Source organism: Pseudorhodobacter turbinis, from assembly GCF_005234135.1.
GTDB lineage: Bacteria > Pseudomonadota > Alphaproteobacteria > Rhodobacterales > Rhodobacteraceae > Pseudorhodobacter > Pseudorhodobacter turbinis.
In genome coordinates, this window is record NZ_CP039965.1 from 549,027 (window position 1) to 563,886 (window position 14,860).

Genomic DNA, 14,860 nt, shown 5'->3' on the forward strand with positions numbered 1-14,860 from the left:
GCTGGCACCCGTGCCCACAAAGGGCAAGGCCACCTTAATGCCGACGCAGAGCCAGAACCGCATTCAACCCGCCAAAAGCAAAGGCATTCGACAGCGCCACATCCACCCGCGCCGACCGCGCCTCATTCGGGACCACATCCAGCGCGCAATCGGGGTCCGGCACCTCATAGTTGATCGTGGGTGCGATAACCCCGTCACGCAGCGCCATGATGCAGGCAAGCAGCTCCACCGCGCCGGTGCCGCCGATTAAATGCCCGTGCATCGATTTGGTGGATGAAATCATCAGCCCCTCGGCATGCGCCCCGAAGACATCGCGCACGGCGGCACATTCGGTCTTGTCATTGGCCGCCGTCCCCGTGCCATGCGCGTTGATATAGCCGACCTCACCCGCATCGATCCGCGCATCACGCAGCGCCCCCGAGATTGCCCGCGCCGCCCCTTGCGCCGATGGCATCACGATATCGGATGCATCCGAGGTCATGGCAAAGCCTACCACCTCGGCCAGAATTTCGGCCCCGCGGGCGTGGGCATGGTCAAGTTCCTCAAACACAAAGACCGCAGCGCCTTCGCCCTGCACCATCCCGTTGCGGGTCAGGCTGAAGGGGCGGCAGCCATCCTGCGACATGACGCGCAAGCCCTCCCAGGCCTTGATCCCGCCAAAGCAAAGCATAGCCTCGGAACCGCCCGTCACCATCGCCCGCGACATGCCCGCGCGCACCATATGGAACGCCTGCCCCATCGCGTGGTTGGAACTGGCACAGGCCGTTGCCACGCTATAGCTCGGCCCGCGCAAACCGTAAGCCATCGAGACATGGCTGGCGGCGGCGTTATTCATCAGCTTGGGGACCACAAAGGGATGCACGCGGTTTTTCCCCTCGGCATAGACCGCGCGGTAGTTTTCATCCGAGGTGGTCAATCCGCCGCCCGCCGTGCCAAGCACCACGCCCGCCTCGTCCCCCAGCGCGCCCTCGAACGAAAGGCCCGATTGCGCCACGGCCTGTTTGGCCGCGATCAGGGCAAACTGCGTGAACCTGTCATAAAGCCCAAGCTGCTGGCGGTTGAAATGTGCCTGCGGGTCCCAGCCCTTGACCTGCGCGCCAATGCGCACCGAAAGCCGGTCGACATCGGCAATATCCAAGGGGCCGATCCCGCAGCGTCCTTCTGCAAAACCGGCAAAGGTGCCCGCCACATCCTGCGCCAGCGCGTTCACCGTGCCGGCCCCGGTGATCACAACGCGCTTCACGATGTTTGCTGATCGATCAAGGCCTGCACCGCCGCCGTGATAGTACGAACAGAAGTCAGGTCGAACCCGCTCTCCTCCGGTGCATTGGCGTTGAAAGGGACGGAGACATCAAAGGCCTCCTCGATTGCAAAGATCGCTTCGACCAGCCCGAGGCTATCAACCCCGAGGCTTTCAAGCGTGCTTTCAGGCGTTACATCCGCCACGTCCAGCATCGCTTGCTCGGCGATAATGCCGCGTATCTTTTGCTCAATCGTCATGGCCTGCACCTTCACGTTTTATCAGGTCCTTGCGAAGCGGTTTTCATCCAGCGCGGCAAGCGACGCAAGGCCTTTTGCATCTCTAGATGGGTTTCCATTTTCACCGCCGGATAGCCAAGCAAAACCCGCCCCGCAGGCGCATTGGTAAAGATTTTGGTGGCCCCGCCCGCGATCACATCATCGCCGACGAAGATATTGTCGTTCACACCGCATTGCCCCGCCAGAACCACGCGGTTCCCGATGCGCGACGACCCTGCAACCCCGACCTGCCCGCACAGCAAACAATCCTGCCCGACCTGAACGTTATGCCCGATATGCACAAGATTATCGAGCTTGGTGCCATCGCCAATAGCGGTATCGCGGATCGTGCCGCGGTCGATACAGGCATTCGCGCCGATTTCCACATCATCGCCGATACTGACCGCACCAAGCGAATGGATACGTGTCCAGCTTTGCGCGGTCACACCATCACGCTTGCCAAGGGTCTCGCGGATTTCCTCGACCCCCGATTTTTCCGGCGTCACAAAGGAAAAGCCATCAGCGCCGATCACTGCACCGGGCTGGCAAATGAACCGATCGCCAATCACCACCCGCGCACCAATCCGCGCGCCTTGCAAAATCAACGCATCCGCCCCGATCCGCGCCCCCTCGGCAATAGAGACATGGCTGGCAATACGCGCATTGGGGCCAATGACCACGCCCGCCCCGATAACCACGAAGGGCGCAATCGCAGCCCCCTCACCGATCTGTGCCGAAGGGTCCACCAATGCCATCGCATGAATGCCATCCGCGATTACCGGCCCTGCGTCCAGCATCCGCGACAGCCCCGCCATCGCAAGCCGCCCGCGTGGCGCGAATATCGCGGCTTTCAGCCCCAAGGCTTGCCAATCAGCCCCTTGCCAAAGCAGGGCGGCAACCGCGCTGCCCTTGCCGATACCATCCGCGTATTTCGGGTCCATCGCCAGCGCCAGATGATCTGCTGTGGCCGAGGCAGGCTCTGCCGCGCCCGTCACCACCACGGATAAATCCCCCGCCGCCTCTGCGCCGAGGGCTTTTGCGATGTCAGCTATACTATGGCCCATAGCCGTCTCCTTTTCAGGGGCAAACCGCCCTTTGACCAAGGATTTAGCCTTGATGCGCCCCCAGTACCACCCCGGCATCCGTCAAGGCGCGAAAAATCGCAGCGTCACGCCCGTAAACATCGCGGCGATATTCCATCCGCCCTGAGGCCGATGGGTAGGCAGTGTAATACACCAGATGCACAGGCACAGGCACCTCAAGGCTTACATTGGTTTCCCGACCGCTCTTGAGATAGCTTTGGAACAGCCCCACCGGATCATCCGTCTGCGCCGCAAGCAGGGCGTAGGCGAAATCGAAGGGGTCGCTTAGCCGGATGCAGCCATGGCTGAAGGCGCGCACTTCGCGGTTAAACAACGACTTTGACGGCGTATCATGCAGGTAGATATTATAGACATTCGGGAACATGAATTTTACCAACCCCAGCGCATTGCTGCTCGAGGGGGGTTGTTTCATCGAATAGGGGAAGGTCCGCGCCGAATAGGAGGCAAAGTTGATGGCAGAGCGCGGCACGACACGCCCGCGATTGTCCACAACATTCAGATGCCCAACCGCATTCGGGTTACGCTGCATCATCGGCAGGTATTCTTTGGTGGTGATCGAACGTGGGATATTCCACGTCGGGTTGATCACCAAATACTCCATCGTATCCGAGAATTCCGGCGACTGACGATCTGCATTCAGCGCCCCGATCACCGAGCGGGTGGTGAATGTCACGCGGCCATGGTCCACGATCCTGGCAGTAAAATCGGTAAGGTTCACCCAGATATGGCGCGGGCCCCGGTCGATATTCATCCAGCGCTCACGCTCCATCGCAACGATGACCGATTTCAACCGCTCTTGGGGACCAATGTTAAGCTGTTTGATCGTTGCTGCGTTTGCAACACCATTCGCCTCCAGCCCCATATCGGTCTGGAAGGCCTGCACAGCCTTTTGGATCGCGGCGTCATAACTTGCTGTCACGCTGCGCGGCAAATAGTTCAGCGCCACCAAGCGGTCGCGTAGCTGCAACACCGCAGGCCCCGTTGCGCCGGGCTTCAGGCTTTTGGCTGCAACCTGCGGGCCCCAGTCGCTGCGCTGTTCCAGCTCAAACTTGGTACGCATCAATTGGGCATAGGCCTGCGTGCGCGGCGGCAATGATTTCAGAAAGGCCACAGGGTCGGAGGCCGCGAACGCCTCTAGGTTGGCGCGGCGGTCACGGACAGGCACTTCCAGCTTGATCTCATTCACGACCTTGCCGGGGACCAGCGCACCGGTTTGCACATCACGGGCGTAATCCAGCAGCGCGCGGGTCATCCGGACATCCAGCCGCCCGCGGTCACCCTCGGTCCGCGCTGCCTTTGCGGCCGCGATCAATTCGGCCACATCATAGCGCGCGACCGGCAATCCATGCACGCCCGCGTCCGACAACGCTGCCAGCAAAGCAGAGCGGCGGGCCTCTTGCCCCTGCCCCATCCAGATCGGGGCGTAATCAGAATCATGGTAAAATTCAGCAATCGCTTTGTCATTCGCCGCCGCCGCAGCAACCGACTGACGGAAGGCGCTGGTCTCTTTTTCGATGGAAAAGGCGACCTTGATCTGTGCCACGCCCGGATTTACCGCCGCACCACACATCAGCGCAGAAAGCAGAAAAACCTTCGCCCCTCGGATCAACGGGAGCGGGGACACAGTTTGATAACGCATAATAACCTCTAGCAGCAGTGCACTTAGGCCTAAAGGCACCAAGATGCTGTGTTTTGTCCACCTTCAACCCTGCCGAAAGGCTACATACTGTCGCATTTCAGGCACATGGCATGTTTTTGCCACAGTATTCGCCCCCACAGCCTATGTTAAGCAATTTTTTGCCTATCGGAGGGCATCCTCTGCAAGGCGAGCAATCCGCTATTGGGTTGCGATTCGAGTTGTGCAATAAGTAAGGCGCACTTGGGCAGAGTAGCAGCAAAGGCCGCTCTAAAGCGGCAGAATACAAGCGACGGGACAGGCGCTCAGAATGATGAATGAAACATCGACAATGATCTCGCGGCGCGGGCTGCTTGGCGCATTTGCGGCAACCGCAGTAATAGCGACGCCAACATATAGCCACGCTTTCAGCTTTCTGCGCGGGGCAGGCGATATTCGTCGCTTGAAGATGTATTCGGGCCGCACGGGTGAAAACCTTGACACGATCTATTGGGTCGACGGTGATTACATCAAAGAAGCGTTGGCCGAGATCAATCACTTCATGCGCGACTGGCGTACAGGCACCTCCATCGACATCGACCCGCGCACCGTTGATATTATGGCGGCCTCGCACCGTTTGATGGATGCTTCCGAACCCTACATGATGCTTTCGGGGTACCGAAGCCCGAAGACCAACGCGATGCTACGGTCGAAATCACGCGGCGTTGCCAAGCACTCGTTGCATATGGTTGGGCAAGCGGCTGATCTTCGGTTGAAGTCCCGCTCTATCGGGCAAATGGCCAAGGCAGCCAAAGCCTGCGCATCGGGTGGTGTCGGTTCTTACAGCCGGTCGAACTTTGTCCATATGGATTGCGGCCCTGTACGCAGCTGGGGCGGCTGATCACGCCATCACGGACGCCAAAGGCACCCTTCGGGGTGCTTTTTTATTGGCCACAGCAGGGGCACGCCACGAATGGCGCCCTGCTCACTTACGGCGAAACGTCAGATAGTGCTGCGGGCGCCCCTCACGGATGGCTTTTTGCTCATAGCGGGTAGAGATCCAATCCTCCCACGGGGTCGCGGATTGGCTGATCAGATCAAACCCGGCCACAGGTACCTCTTCCAATGTCTGGCGCACATAGTCGCAAATATCTGTTGCCACGCGGAACTCTGCCCCCGGTTTCATCACCCGCGCCAAGGGCAGCAGATGGTTCGGGGTCACGAAACGCCGCCGATGATGGCGCGCTTTTGGCCAGGGGTCAGGATAGTTCAGGAAGGTCTTGTCGATACAAGCATCCGGCAAGATATCAAACAACGCCCGCACATCCTCGGGGTGGACGCAGAGGTTTTCGACACCAGCCGCCCGAATTTTCCCCAAAAGCATCGCCACGCCATTCACATAAGGCTCACAGCCGACGATCCCCACATCAGGATAGCGCGCGGCCATATGCACAAGATGCTCCCCGCCGCCAAAGCCGATCTCAAGCCACAAAGGCCGCCCGTCGGCAAAGAAGGTCGCGGGGTCCACCACATGCCGGTCAGGGTTATCCGCCTGACTGGTGCCCACGGGGCGCAGCGCCTCCAGATCTTCCTCCAGATAGGTTTTCTGACTGGTGCGCAGTGTTTTGCCACGGTGCCGCCCGTAAAAATTGCGACGTTCCGGCGTGGTTTCTGTGTGATCTTCGGACATCTCGCCCCCCATGGCTGCGCGCGGGGCGTAGCCCGTGGCGCGCGCAAGGTCAAGTCCAACCCCCAATATGCCATGAGGGCGTTGCAATTTCGGGCCTGCGGGGCGAAGCTGTCGCGAACCATGCCAAGGACCCCATGATGAAGACGATCTATCTGCTGAACGGCCCCAACCTGAACCTACTGGGCAAACGCCAGCCCGAGATTTACGGGCATGAAACGCTTGCCGATGTAGAGCGCGACTGCGCGGCTTTGGCCCGTGACTTGAGGCTGGGGCTGGAAACGTTCCAGTCCAACCATGAGGGCGCGATCATCGACAAGATCCATGAGGCCCGCGACAAAGCGGCGGGGATCGTGATCAACCCTGCCGCCTTCACCCATACCTCGGTCGCGATTCTGGATGCGCTCAACGCCTTTGACGGGCCGGTGATCGAGGTCCATATCTCCAACGTTCACAAGCGCGAGGCCTTCCGCCATCACTCTTATGTCTCTCGGCGCGCCGAGGGGGTGATCGCGGGGTTGGGCACCGAAGGCTATAGCGCCGCGCTGCGCCATCTGGCAAAGCTGCTGGACTAAAAGACAGGCGGCCCGTGGGCCACCTGTTCCAAGCTGGGGGGTTAACCCTCGATCTTGGTCAGATCCGCCACCGGCGCACAGGCCGCGCGGATACGGTGGAGCAGGTTGAGGCGATTGCGGCGGATGATCTCGCTTTCGGCATTGACCTGCACCGCCTCGAAAAACGCATCGATCGGCGCGCGAAGTTTGGCCAGTTCGGCCATGGCGGTGGCGAAATCTTCGGCCTCCATCGCGGGTTTGATCGTGGTCTCGGCGGTATCAAGGGCGGCAAACAAGGCGCGCTCGGCCTCGGTTTCGGCGAATTTCACATCAGCCCCGTAAGAGTATTCGACGCCGTCCTTTGTTTCCGCTTGGGTCAGGATGTTATTGGCGCGTTTGAACCCTTGCAGCAGGTTCGTGCCATCCTCCGAGGTGATGAACCCGTTAAGCGCACGGGCGCGATTGACCAGCAGCGTCAGGTCATCATTGCCGGGCATCGCGATGCAGGCGTCAATGATGTCGTGGCGAATACCCTCGTCGCGCAGGAAGACTTTTAGGCGGTCGTGGAAGAAGGCAATCAGATCGTCTCGTGCTGGAACAAATTGGCTTCGCCATTCAATCCCAGATCTTTGGCCGACAAAATACTCAGCAACCTTTGCAGCGTGGCCACGAATGTGCCTCGCCTTTATTCCAGCCGTCAGTCCAGAATTAATTTGCTCGATTTCACTGTCCGCCACACCAGAAAGGAAAGCTACAATCTCTTTTGCAACTTCCGCCCCCTGCTCGAAATCGCCAACGATCTGATTGACAATGCTCTCTTCAAGCGCTTTTAATTGCGGACGCCTAATTATTTCCATCCCGAAATCAATCGTATCCCAAAGGCTCGTTCGCACCCCATTCCCCAAAATCAACCGGATAACCCCAAGGGCTGCACGACGCAGGGCAAAGGGGTCTTTGCTGCCGGTGGGCTTTTCATCAATCGCCCAGAAGCCTGTCAACGTGTCGATCTTATCGGCCAATGCAACGGCAACAGAAACCGGGTCACTTGGCACAGCATCGGTGGGGCCAAGGGGCGAGTAATGGGCCTTGCAGGCATCGGCCACCGCATCGGGCAGACCCGCGGCACGGGCGTAATATCCGCCCATGGTGCCTTGCAGCTCGGGGAATTCGCCGACCATGGCCGATTGTAGATCGGCCTTGGCGACGCGGGCGGCTTGCTCGGCCAGATCGGGGTCAGCACCGACCATCGGCGCGATTTCACGCGCGAGGGCGGCAATGCGCAGCACCCGGTCGGCCTGACTGCCCAGCTTGTTGTGGAAGGTGACCGAGGCAAGCCCCGCGCCCATGCCGTCCAGCCCTTTGGCCGCAACGGTGCGCAGATCGTTTTCCCAAAAGAATTTCGCATCCGACAGCCGCGCCGAGAGCACCTTGTTGTTGCCCGCCAGAATGGTCGCGCCATGATCGGCGGTTTCGCGGTTGGCAACGGTCACAAAGCCTTCAATCCGGCCCGTCTTGGGGTTGCGGACCGAAAAGAATTTCTGATGCTCTTTCATCGAGGTTTGCAGCACCTCGGCGGGCAGGCCCAAGAAATCCTCACCGATGCGGCCCAGCAAGACCACCGGCCATTCGACCAGCCCCGCAACCTCGGACAAAAGCCCCACATCGGGGACCAGTTCCAAGCCGGATGCAAAGGCCTGATTTTGCGCGTCTTGCCAGATTGCGGCCTCACGCTCAGCCGGGTCCAGCATCACGAAGGCGCGGCGCAGCTTGGTGCAGTAATCGTCAAAACCTGTCACCGCAAAGCGGCCCGGCGCCATGAAACGGTGGCCCTCGGTGGTGTTGCCCGACGTCAGATGATCGACCGTGACCGGCACGACCTGCGCGCCATCCTCGGCCGAGAGGATGCACAGGATCGAATGCAGCGGGCGCACCCAACGCAAGCTCCCCGCACCCCAACGCATGGATTTGGGCCAAGGGAAGTTGCGGATCGCATGTTCCAGAACCTCGGCGATGATGTCGGACGCGGCACGGCCCGGCTTTTCCATCACCGCGAAATAGACCTGACCCTTTTTGTCGTCGCGGATCTGCAACTGGTCCTGGGTCAATCCGGTAGAGCGTAAAAACCCCTGCAAGGCGGCCTCGGGCGCGCCGACTTTGGGGCCTTTGCGTTCCTCGCGCACGGGTTTGCTTTCGGCCAAGAGCCCCTCAACCGTCAGGACCAAACGGCGCGGCGTGGAAAACGCACCGGCACTTTCATAGGTTAGCCCCGCCTCGACCAGCCCGTCAGTGACCAGCTTTTTAAGGTCGGCGGCCGCGCGGGCCTGCATACGGGCGGGGATTTCCTCGGAAAAGAGTTCAAGCAGCATATCGGGCATGGGTTATTTCTCCGGGCAGTCGGCGGGTGCGGGCGCGCCGTTGAAAACGACCTCTCCGCAGTGATTGATCTGGTTCCACGCATAGGCGCGGCCGTCGTCCATGATGGCTATGACACGGTCGATACCGTATTGGATGTTTTCCTCGCCCAAATAGGCAATGGCGTGACCTTCTTCCAGCGCCTGACCGATGGCCTGCGCGTCAAAGCAGTCGAACCAGCCGGGGGCGACAAGCGGCGTGGCGCCGTCATAAAGACGGTAGGTCTCGGTCAGCATCGCCATGCTTTGCGGTGTGCGAAAACAGGCACGAAAGCGGATGGGAGAGCTGTCTGCGTCTATGCCTTCAAAGCCCTCGATCAGCAAAGGTTCGGCCACGCCGTCCAGCGTGGTCATGCGAATTTCAGCCGCGGGGCTGCTGGCCTCTACCACTTGGTAGTAACCGTAGACCTGCAAATAATAGATGGCAGCGCCTGCCAGAAGTGCGGATATCACAATCGCCCCTACAAATATTCTGCCGATCACAGCGTTTCCAGTTCTGCCCCTGCGGCTTCGGTTTTCACGAAGGCATCGGCGCAGGCCTTGGCCAAGGTGCGCACCCGACCGATATAGGCCTGGCGTTCGGTGACCGAGATCACGCCGCGCGCATCGAGCAGGTTGAACAGATGGCTGGCCTTGATGCATTGGTCATAGGCGGGATGCGCCATGATGATACGCCGACCCGCACTGTCCACCGCATCGGCGGCAAGGGTGGCGATACATTCGGCCTCGGCATCCTTGAAGTGCTGCAACAGCGTGTCGGTGTTGGCCTGATCAAAGTTCCAGCGGCTGTATTCCTGTTCGGTCTGGCGAAAGACATCGCCGTATTTCAACGCAATCGGCGCGTCGGGATCATTATAGGGCATATCCATGACGTGATCGACGCCCAGAATATACATCGCAAGCCGTTCCAAGCCATAGGTCAACTCACCCGAAACAGGGTGGCAATCATGGCCGCCGACCTGCTGGAAATAGGTGAACTGGCTGACTTCCATGCCGTCGCACCAGACCTCCCAGCCAAGGCCCCATGCGCCAAGCGTCGGGCTTTCCCAGTCATCCTCGACAAAGCGGATGTCATGGAGATCCATATCGATACCGATCGCCGCCAGCGATCCAAGATAGAGCGCTTGCAGATCCGGCGGGCTGGGTTTGATCAGCACCTGATACTGGTAGTAATGCTGCAACCGGTTCGGGTTTTCGCCGTAACGCCCGTCGGTCGGGCGGCGCGAGGGCTGGACATAGGCCGCGGCCCATGGCTTGTTGCCCAGTGATCGCAGGGTCGTGGCAGGGTGAAACGTGCCCGCGCCAACCTCCATGTCATAGGGTTGCAACACAGCACAGCCCTTACCGGACCAATAGGTCATCAGGCGCAAGATGATCTCTTGAAAACTGCGCGGGGGGGTCGGCTTTTGGGTCATGCGCATCCCTTTGCGGCTGAAACAGGTTTTGCGCATTGAATAGGCAAAGGGCCCGACAGGGTCAATGCCCCGCTTGTTCGCTTGATTGTGACGCGCAAAAAACGCCTCAACGGGCAGCCCACTCTGGCAATCTACGCGATTTTGTGGTTTCGCACCCTTATCAAGTATTACACGCACCGAAACGAGGGCCCCATGCCGAAGTATCTATCACTCTTTACCCTCCTCTTTTGGTCGCTCTTCGCCAGCTTGGCCTCTGCCCAAGACCGCGCATGGGTACAGATTGAGGCACGCCCGACCCTGGCCCAAGCCGAGGAGCGCGCCCGCGCCTATGCCGGTGCCTTCAGTGATGTGGCGGGCTTTCGGATGGCCTCGGGGTGGTACGCAATCGCGCTTGGCCCCTATGACCCCGATACCGCCCTGTCCCGGCTGGCACAATTGCGCCGTGACAATCTGATCCCCGCAGACAGCTTTGTCGCCAATGGGGAGCAATACCGTGGGGGATTCTGGCCTTTGGGCCAAGACCCGATGAGCGCGCCTTTGAACGGTGCCGCCCTGCCCCCGCCAGTTGTCACGGCCCCGCTTGCCACCGCCCCACAACCTTTTGTGGAGCCTGTAGAAACCTTGCAGCAGGCGCGCCGCTCTGAACAGGCCCTCTCGCCAGAAGCGCGCAGGGATCTGCAATCGGCCCTGAAATGGTTCGGCTTTTATGAAGCTTCCATTGATGGTGCCTTCGGGCGCGGCACGCGTGCCTCTATGGCGGCATGGCAAGCGGCGAATGGCCATGAGCCAACCGGCGTGATGACCACCAAGCAGCGCGCCCAGATCATCACCGAACGCGATCTGGTCGTCGCGGAGCTGGGGCTGCAAACCATCACCGAGGAAGAGGCCGGCATCGAGATTTCCCTGCCGATAGCCTTGGTCGAATTCGATCATTACGAACCTCCATTTGTTCATTTTGCCGAAAAAGACGGCTCTGGTGTGCGGGTGGTGCTCATCTCCGAACCCGGTGACGGGGCGGCGCTGCGCGGGCTTTATGACATCTTGCAAACGCTGGAAGTGGTTCCCCAAAACGGCGCACGCAGCCTGAATGATCGCGGCTTTACCATTGACGGGCGCGACGGCACTATTGCCTCGCGCAGCGTTGTCCAACTGAGTGGCGGGTTGATCAAAGGCTATATGCTGATCTGGAAACCCGAGGCCGAGGACAAGGCCCGCAATGCCCTGAAGGCGATGGATGCCAGCTTCAAGACCATCGGCGGGCGCGCGCTTGATCCGGGGCTGGTGTCGCTGGATGATGCCCAACGCCGCAACCTCTTGGCCGGGATGGAAGTGCGTCGGCCCAAGATCTCGCGCAGTGGGTTCTTTGTGTCAGCCACAGGCGACGTGATCACCACGACCGAAACCCTGCAAAGCTGTGCGCGCATCACCCTTGATCGCAACATCGAGGCCACGATCACCGCGCAGGATGACAGCAGTGGCCTTGCCGTGCTGACACCGGTCAAACCGCTTGCCCCGCGCTTTATCGCTGAATTTGCCGACAGCCCCCGTATCGGGACCGAGGTTGCCCTTGCCGGTTATTCCTATGAGGATGCCCTGCCCGCCCCCACGCTGACCTTTGGCGCGCTAGAAGACACCAAAGGATTGGCCGGTGAGGCAGGCATCGCGCGGTTGTCACTGTCGTCGTTGCCCGGCGATGCAGGCGGTCCGGTGATGAATGGCAAAGGTGCCGTGTTGGGCATGTTGATCCCCGCCACAGCCACGGATGGCCGCGTGCTGCCCGGTGAGGTGTCCTTTGTGGCCGATGTGACCAGCATCAAGGCCATTCTGAACCGCGCAGGCGTAGCGCCGGTGCAGCAAGCCACCCGTGCCGCCCCCCTTCCGCCAAGTGACCTGACAGAGCGTGCAATGTCGATGACGGTTCTGGTGTCGTGCTGGGAGTAACGCCCTAGTTCCGCCAGAAACGGGCCATGAACAACACATAGACCGACAACAGCTCCAACCGGCCCACGAGCATTCCAAGGATCATGATCCAACGCGCAAGGGCGGGAAACCCGTCCACCGCGCCGGTCGGTCCAACCTCGGTCCCGAAGGCAGGGCCGATATTGGCGACGGCCGTCCATGCACCGGTAAAGGCGGTTCTTGTTTCCAGCCCTGTCAGCGACAGGGCCACAGCGACCACGCCAAACGTCAGGATGAACAGCGTGAAGAACACGATGACAGAGTTGATCACATCATCGCCCACGCGCCGCCCTTCATAGCGCACCTCCAGCATGGCCGAGGGGCTGTGCAACCGGCGGATCTGCACCTTAATCGCCTCTAGCAAGATCAGATAGCGAAACACCTTGACCGAGCAACCAGTCGAGGAGGTACACCCCCCTATCAATCCTACCATGATCAAAATCACAAATGGGAATGGCCCCCAAGTCGACAGATCAACCGAGGCAAAGCCCGTGCCCGAAAAGGTTGACACGATGTTGAAACTGCTTTCGCGGAGGGACTGCACGAACGGCCGGTCGAAATTATACATCTCATAGGCGGTGACGGCCAAGGCGGCATAGGCGTTCCAGCGCACATAGGCCCGCACTTGCGGATCGCGCCACAGCGGTTTCAGATCGCCCTGCGTGGCCTGAACAAAGCGGATAAAGGGCATCGAGGCCAACAACATAAAGACAATCGCCACCAGCTCCATCGAGTGGACAAACTTGCCAAAAGAGGCGTCCGAGCTGGAAAACCCGCCCGTCGATACCGTGGTCAGCGCATGGACGACCGCATCAAACCCGCTCATCCCCAAGGCGAAATAGGCCGCAGCGCAGGCAATTGTCAGTGCGATATAAATCTGGATCAAGGCGCTGGAGATATCCAGCGCCCGCGGCAGAATCTTGCCCAAGGTATCAAAGCCCTCGGAGCGGAAAAACTGCATCCCCCCGACCTTCATCACCGGCAAGAAGATCAAAGCCACGATCACAATCCCCAGCCCGCCGAGCCACTGCAAGATACCGCGCCACAGGTTCACCCCCGGCGGCAAGGCATCAAGCCCTTCGAATACAGTTGTGCCGGTTGTGGTCATCCCCGAGACCGCCTCAAACACTGCATTGGTCAGGGTAGCGCCCGGCTCGCCAAACATGAAGGGCAAGGCCCCAAAGGCCGGAAGCGCGACCCAAGTGCCTGTCGTCAGCACAAAACTTTGCCGCAGGGTGATGCCCTGCCCCTTTTGGGTGGCGTTGGCACAAGACAGCGACAAAAGCGCGCCCATCAGGCAAGTCAGTACCGACGCCTCAAGAAAGGACTTCCAGTTGGGGCTGCCCGAAAAGTAATCCAAAGCCATCGGAAACAACATCATCGCCCCAAGCGTGGCGACGAGCAGGCCGATAATATATCCCACGGGGCGAAGATCAATCATGGGTGCATGACTTGCTGCGCTTCGCCCGCACTGTCAACCGGGCCCGAACCACCCTAGCCGACATGAAACAGGGTGGTGAAAAGCTTGGGGTCAAGGCTTGTGGCCGCAAAGGTATCGCCAATGGTCAGCACGCTGACGGCATCATGGCTGTGCAGGCTTTCTTGATGGCTGGCGATGATACGGAAATCACCCACCCGCCGGTCGGCCTGTAATTGGGCGCAAAAGCTGCGCGCGGCATCCTCGACGAAAATCGGGTTGGCGGCGTTGAGTTCGGCAAAGGCCTGTTCGTCCTCGCGCTTGACCATGACCTGCGTTTCGGTTGGTACCGCAGCGCGGGCCAAGTCGATAAGGTCCTCGAACCACAGGCATTTATCGCCCACCAGCTCTACCGAGATCCTTGCGACCGAGCGTTGGCTATGCGGTGTGGCAAGCTGGTTGCGGCTGCGACGGGCGTGTTCGGACAGCTCTAGCGAACAAGGGCAGGTGCTGGAATACACATAGTCCAGATGCATGATGGTCTTGCGCGCACCGCCCGCATCCACCAACTCCAGCGCGATATCGTAATATTGCCACCCCGACAGCCCCGAACGCAGGCTCTCGATCTTCATCGGAAAGGAGAACCGCATCTGGATCCGCGCGTCAAAACTGTCGAGATCGCGTTTGTAATCCTCTAATGCGCGTTCTATCACCTTGTAGCTGAATGATTTTTCGGCATAGGCATAGAATGAGCGCATAATGCGGCTCATATTGATGCCTTTTTTCTCGGCCTCAAGGCTGACCGATCCGGTGACGCTGGTCTCTAGGATCACATCCGCGCCATCACGGGTATGATAACGGATCGGCAGCCGGAAATTCGAGATCCCGACGTGCTGGATCACGGTCCGTTCACCCTTGATCAGGCTGGAGGGGCCGTTCTGCAAATCGGGCAGGCCCGCCTTGTAGTCCGCATCCACCACGAAATCCGCCGGGTATTCCGCCGAAAGCGCGGGATAAAGGCCAAGCGCTGCCACCTCAGCCGCGGGGGCATGCGCGGCCCAAGACTGCAAGACGGCCAAGGCCGCCTCGGCGTCGCTGCGGTCAGGCTGGGTGCCCTTGCTGTGGATGTTCATGGTGTTTCCCTTCACGGGTCAGAAATTCACCTTCAACATAAGGCCTTC

General features: G+C 60.0%; 13 protein-coding genes. 3 read left to right on the forward strand and 10 right to left on the reverse strand.

What is annotated here, in order from left to right:
• Positions 1-34: 34 nt before the first annotated feature.
• From EOK75_RS14960 to EOK75_RS14975, 4 genes are read right to left on the reverse strand one after another with little or no spacing between them, the layout of a single operon-like run.
• Positions 35-1,243 carry a beta-ketoacyl-[acyl-carrier-protein] synthase family protein gene (locus EOK75_RS14960; protein ID WP_137194887.1) on the reverse strand — a complete coding sequence of 403 codons (1,209 nt, stop codon included), beginning with the start codon at positions 1,241-1,243 and terminating at the stop codon, positions 35-37.
• On the reverse strand, positions 1,240-1,500 hold the full coding sequence (locus EOK75_RS14965) for an acyl carrier protein (protein WP_137194888.1): 261 nt from the start codon (positions 1,498-1,500) through the stop codon (positions 1,240-1,242). The genes EOK75_RS14960 and EOK75_RS14965 overlap by 4 nt, the downstream gene beginning before the upstream one ends.
• 11 nt (positions 1,501-1,511) lie before the next feature.
• Positions 1,512-2,582, reverse strand: a complete 1,071-nt coding sequence (locus EOK75_RS14970) for a UDP-3-O-(3-hydroxymyristoyl)glucosamine N-acyltransferase (RefSeq protein ID WP_137194889.1) — start codon at positions 2,580-2,582, stop codon at positions 1,512-1,514.
• A gap of 43 nt (positions 2,583-2,625) precedes the next feature.
• Positions 2,626-4,260 carry a L,D-transpeptidase family protein gene (locus EOK75_RS14975; protein ID WP_240794116.1) on the reverse strand — a complete coding sequence of 545 codons (1,635 nt, stop codon included), beginning with the start codon at positions 4,258-4,260 and terminating at the stop codon, positions 2,626-2,628.
• A gap of 310 nt (positions 4,261-4,570) precedes the next feature.
• Between EOK75_RS14975 and mepK the strand changes: the two genes are divergently transcribed.
• Positions 4,571-5,137 (forward strand): peptidoglycan L,D-endopeptidase MepK, encoded by a 567-nt coding sequence (mepK, locus tag EOK75_RS14980; protein ID WP_137195806.1) that lies wholly within the window; start codon positions 4,571-4,573, stop codon positions 5,135-5,137.
• 84 nt (positions 5,138-5,221) lie between these two features.
• Here mepK and trmB read toward each other — a convergent pair whose 3' ends face one another.
• Positions 5,222-5,926 carry a tRNA (guanine(46)-N(7))-methyltransferase TrmB gene (gene trmB / locus EOK75_RS14985; RefSeq protein ID WP_137194890.1) on the reverse strand — a complete coding sequence of 235 codons (705 nt, stop codon included), beginning with the start codon at positions 5,924-5,926 and terminating at the stop codon, positions 5,222-5,224.
• A 137-nt stretch (positions 5,927-6,063) separates the two neighbouring features.
• Here trmB and aroQ point away from each other — a divergent pair, with 137 nt between their 5' ends.
• Positions 6,064-6,498 (forward strand): type II 3-dehydroquinate dehydratase, encoded by a 435-nt coding sequence (aroQ, locus tag EOK75_RS14990; RefSeq protein WP_420821948.1) that lies wholly within the window; start codon positions 6,064-6,066, stop codon positions 6,496-6,498.
• A gap of 41 nt (positions 6,499-6,539) precedes the next feature.
• Here the strand turns inward: aroQ and glyS are convergent, their stop codons facing one another.
• Genes glyS through EOK75_RS15005 form a run of 3 tightly spaced genes read right to left on the reverse strand, consistent with a single transcriptional unit; the run spans position 6,540 to position 10,303 of the window.
• Positions 6,540-8,852, reverse strand: coding sequence for a glycine--tRNA ligase subunit beta (gene glyS, locus EOK75_RS14995; protein ID WP_137194892.1), 2,313 nt, complete (start codon positions 8,850-8,852; stop codon positions 6,540-6,542).
• A gap of 3 nt (positions 8,853-8,855) precedes the next feature.
• Entirely contained in the window at positions 8,856-9,341 is a 486-nt protein-coding gene (locus EOK75_RS15000) for a DUF6446 family protein (RefSeq protein WP_420821949.1), read from the reverse strand.
• 26 nt (positions 9,342-9,367) lie between these two features.
• A complete protein-coding gene (locus EOK75_RS15005; RefSeq protein ID WP_137194893.1) occupies positions 9,368-10,303 on the reverse strand; it encodes a glycine--tRNA ligase subunit alpha in 936 nt (311 codons plus the stop codon).
• Between the two features lie 192 nt (positions 10,304-10,495).
• Between EOK75_RS15005 and EOK75_RS15010 the strand changes: the two genes are divergently transcribed.
• Positions 10,496-12,244 (forward strand): serine protease, encoded by a 1,749-nt coding sequence (locus EOK75_RS15010; protein WP_137194894.1) that lies wholly within the window; start codon positions 10,496-10,498, stop codon positions 12,242-12,244.
• A gap of 4 nt (positions 12,245-12,248) precedes the next feature.
• Here EOK75_RS15010 and EOK75_RS15015 read toward each other — a convergent pair whose 3' ends face one another.
• A complete protein-coding gene (locus EOK75_RS15015) occupies positions 12,249-13,703 on the reverse strand; it encodes a TrkH family potassium uptake protein (RefSeq protein WP_137194895.1) in 1,455 nt (484 codons plus the stop codon).
• 53 nt (positions 13,704-13,756) lie between these two features.
• Complete coding sequence (gene folE2, locus EOK75_RS15020; RefSeq protein WP_137194896.1) at positions 13,757-14,812, reverse strand: GTP cyclohydrolase FolE2; 1,056 nt, start codon at positions 14,810-14,812, stop codon at positions 13,757-13,759.
• Positions 14,813-14,860: the final 48 nt, after the last annotated feature.

What these genes read in the sequence shown, in the direction of transcription:
- EOK75_RS14970 (WP_137194889.1), bottom strand. Translation starts at nt 2,582, where the DNA reads ATGGGCCATAGTATAGCTGACATCGCAAAAGCCCTCGGCGCAGAGGCG.
- EOK75_RS15005 (WP_137194893.1), bottom strand. Translation starts at nt 10,303, where the DNA reads ATGACCCAAAAGCCGACCCCCCCGCGCAGTTTTCAAGAGATCATCTTG.
- EOK75_RS14975 (WP_240794116.1), bottom strand. Translation starts at nt 4,260, where the DNA reads ATGCGTTATCAAACTGTGTCCCCGCTCCCGTTGATCCGAGGGGCGAAG.
- glyS (WP_137194892.1), bottom strand. Translation starts at nt 8,852, where the DNA reads ATGCCCGATATGCTGCTTGAACTCTTTTCCGAGGAAATCCCCGCCCGT.
- folE2 (WP_137194896.1), bottom strand. Translation starts at nt 14,812, where the DNA reads ATGAACATCCACAGCAAGGGCACCCAGCCTGACCGCAGCGACGCCGAG.
- trmB (WP_137194890.1), bottom strand. Translation starts at nt 5,926, where the DNA reads ATGTCCGAAGATCACACAGAAACCACGCCGGAACGTCGCAATTTTTAC.
- aroQ (WP_420821948.1), top strand. Translation starts at nt 6,064, where the DNA reads ATGAAGACGATCTATCTGCTGAACGGCCCCAACCTGAACCTACTGGGC.
- mepK (WP_137195806.1), top strand. Translation starts at nt 4,571, where the DNA reads ATGAATGAAACATCGACAATGATCTCGCGGCGCGGGCTGCTTGGCGCA.
- EOK75_RS15010 (WP_137194894.1), top strand. Translation starts at nt 10,496, where the DNA reads ATGCCGAAGTATCTATCACTCTTTACCCTCCTCTTTTGGTCGCTCTTC.
- EOK75_RS15015 (WP_137194895.1), bottom strand. Translation starts at nt 13,703, where the DNA reads ATGATTGATCTTCGCCCCGTGGGATATATTATCGGCCTGCTCGTCGCC.
- EOK75_RS14965 (WP_137194888.1), bottom strand. Translation starts at nt 1,500, where the DNA reads ATGACGATTGAGCAAAAGATACGCGGCATTATCGCCGAGCAAGCGATG.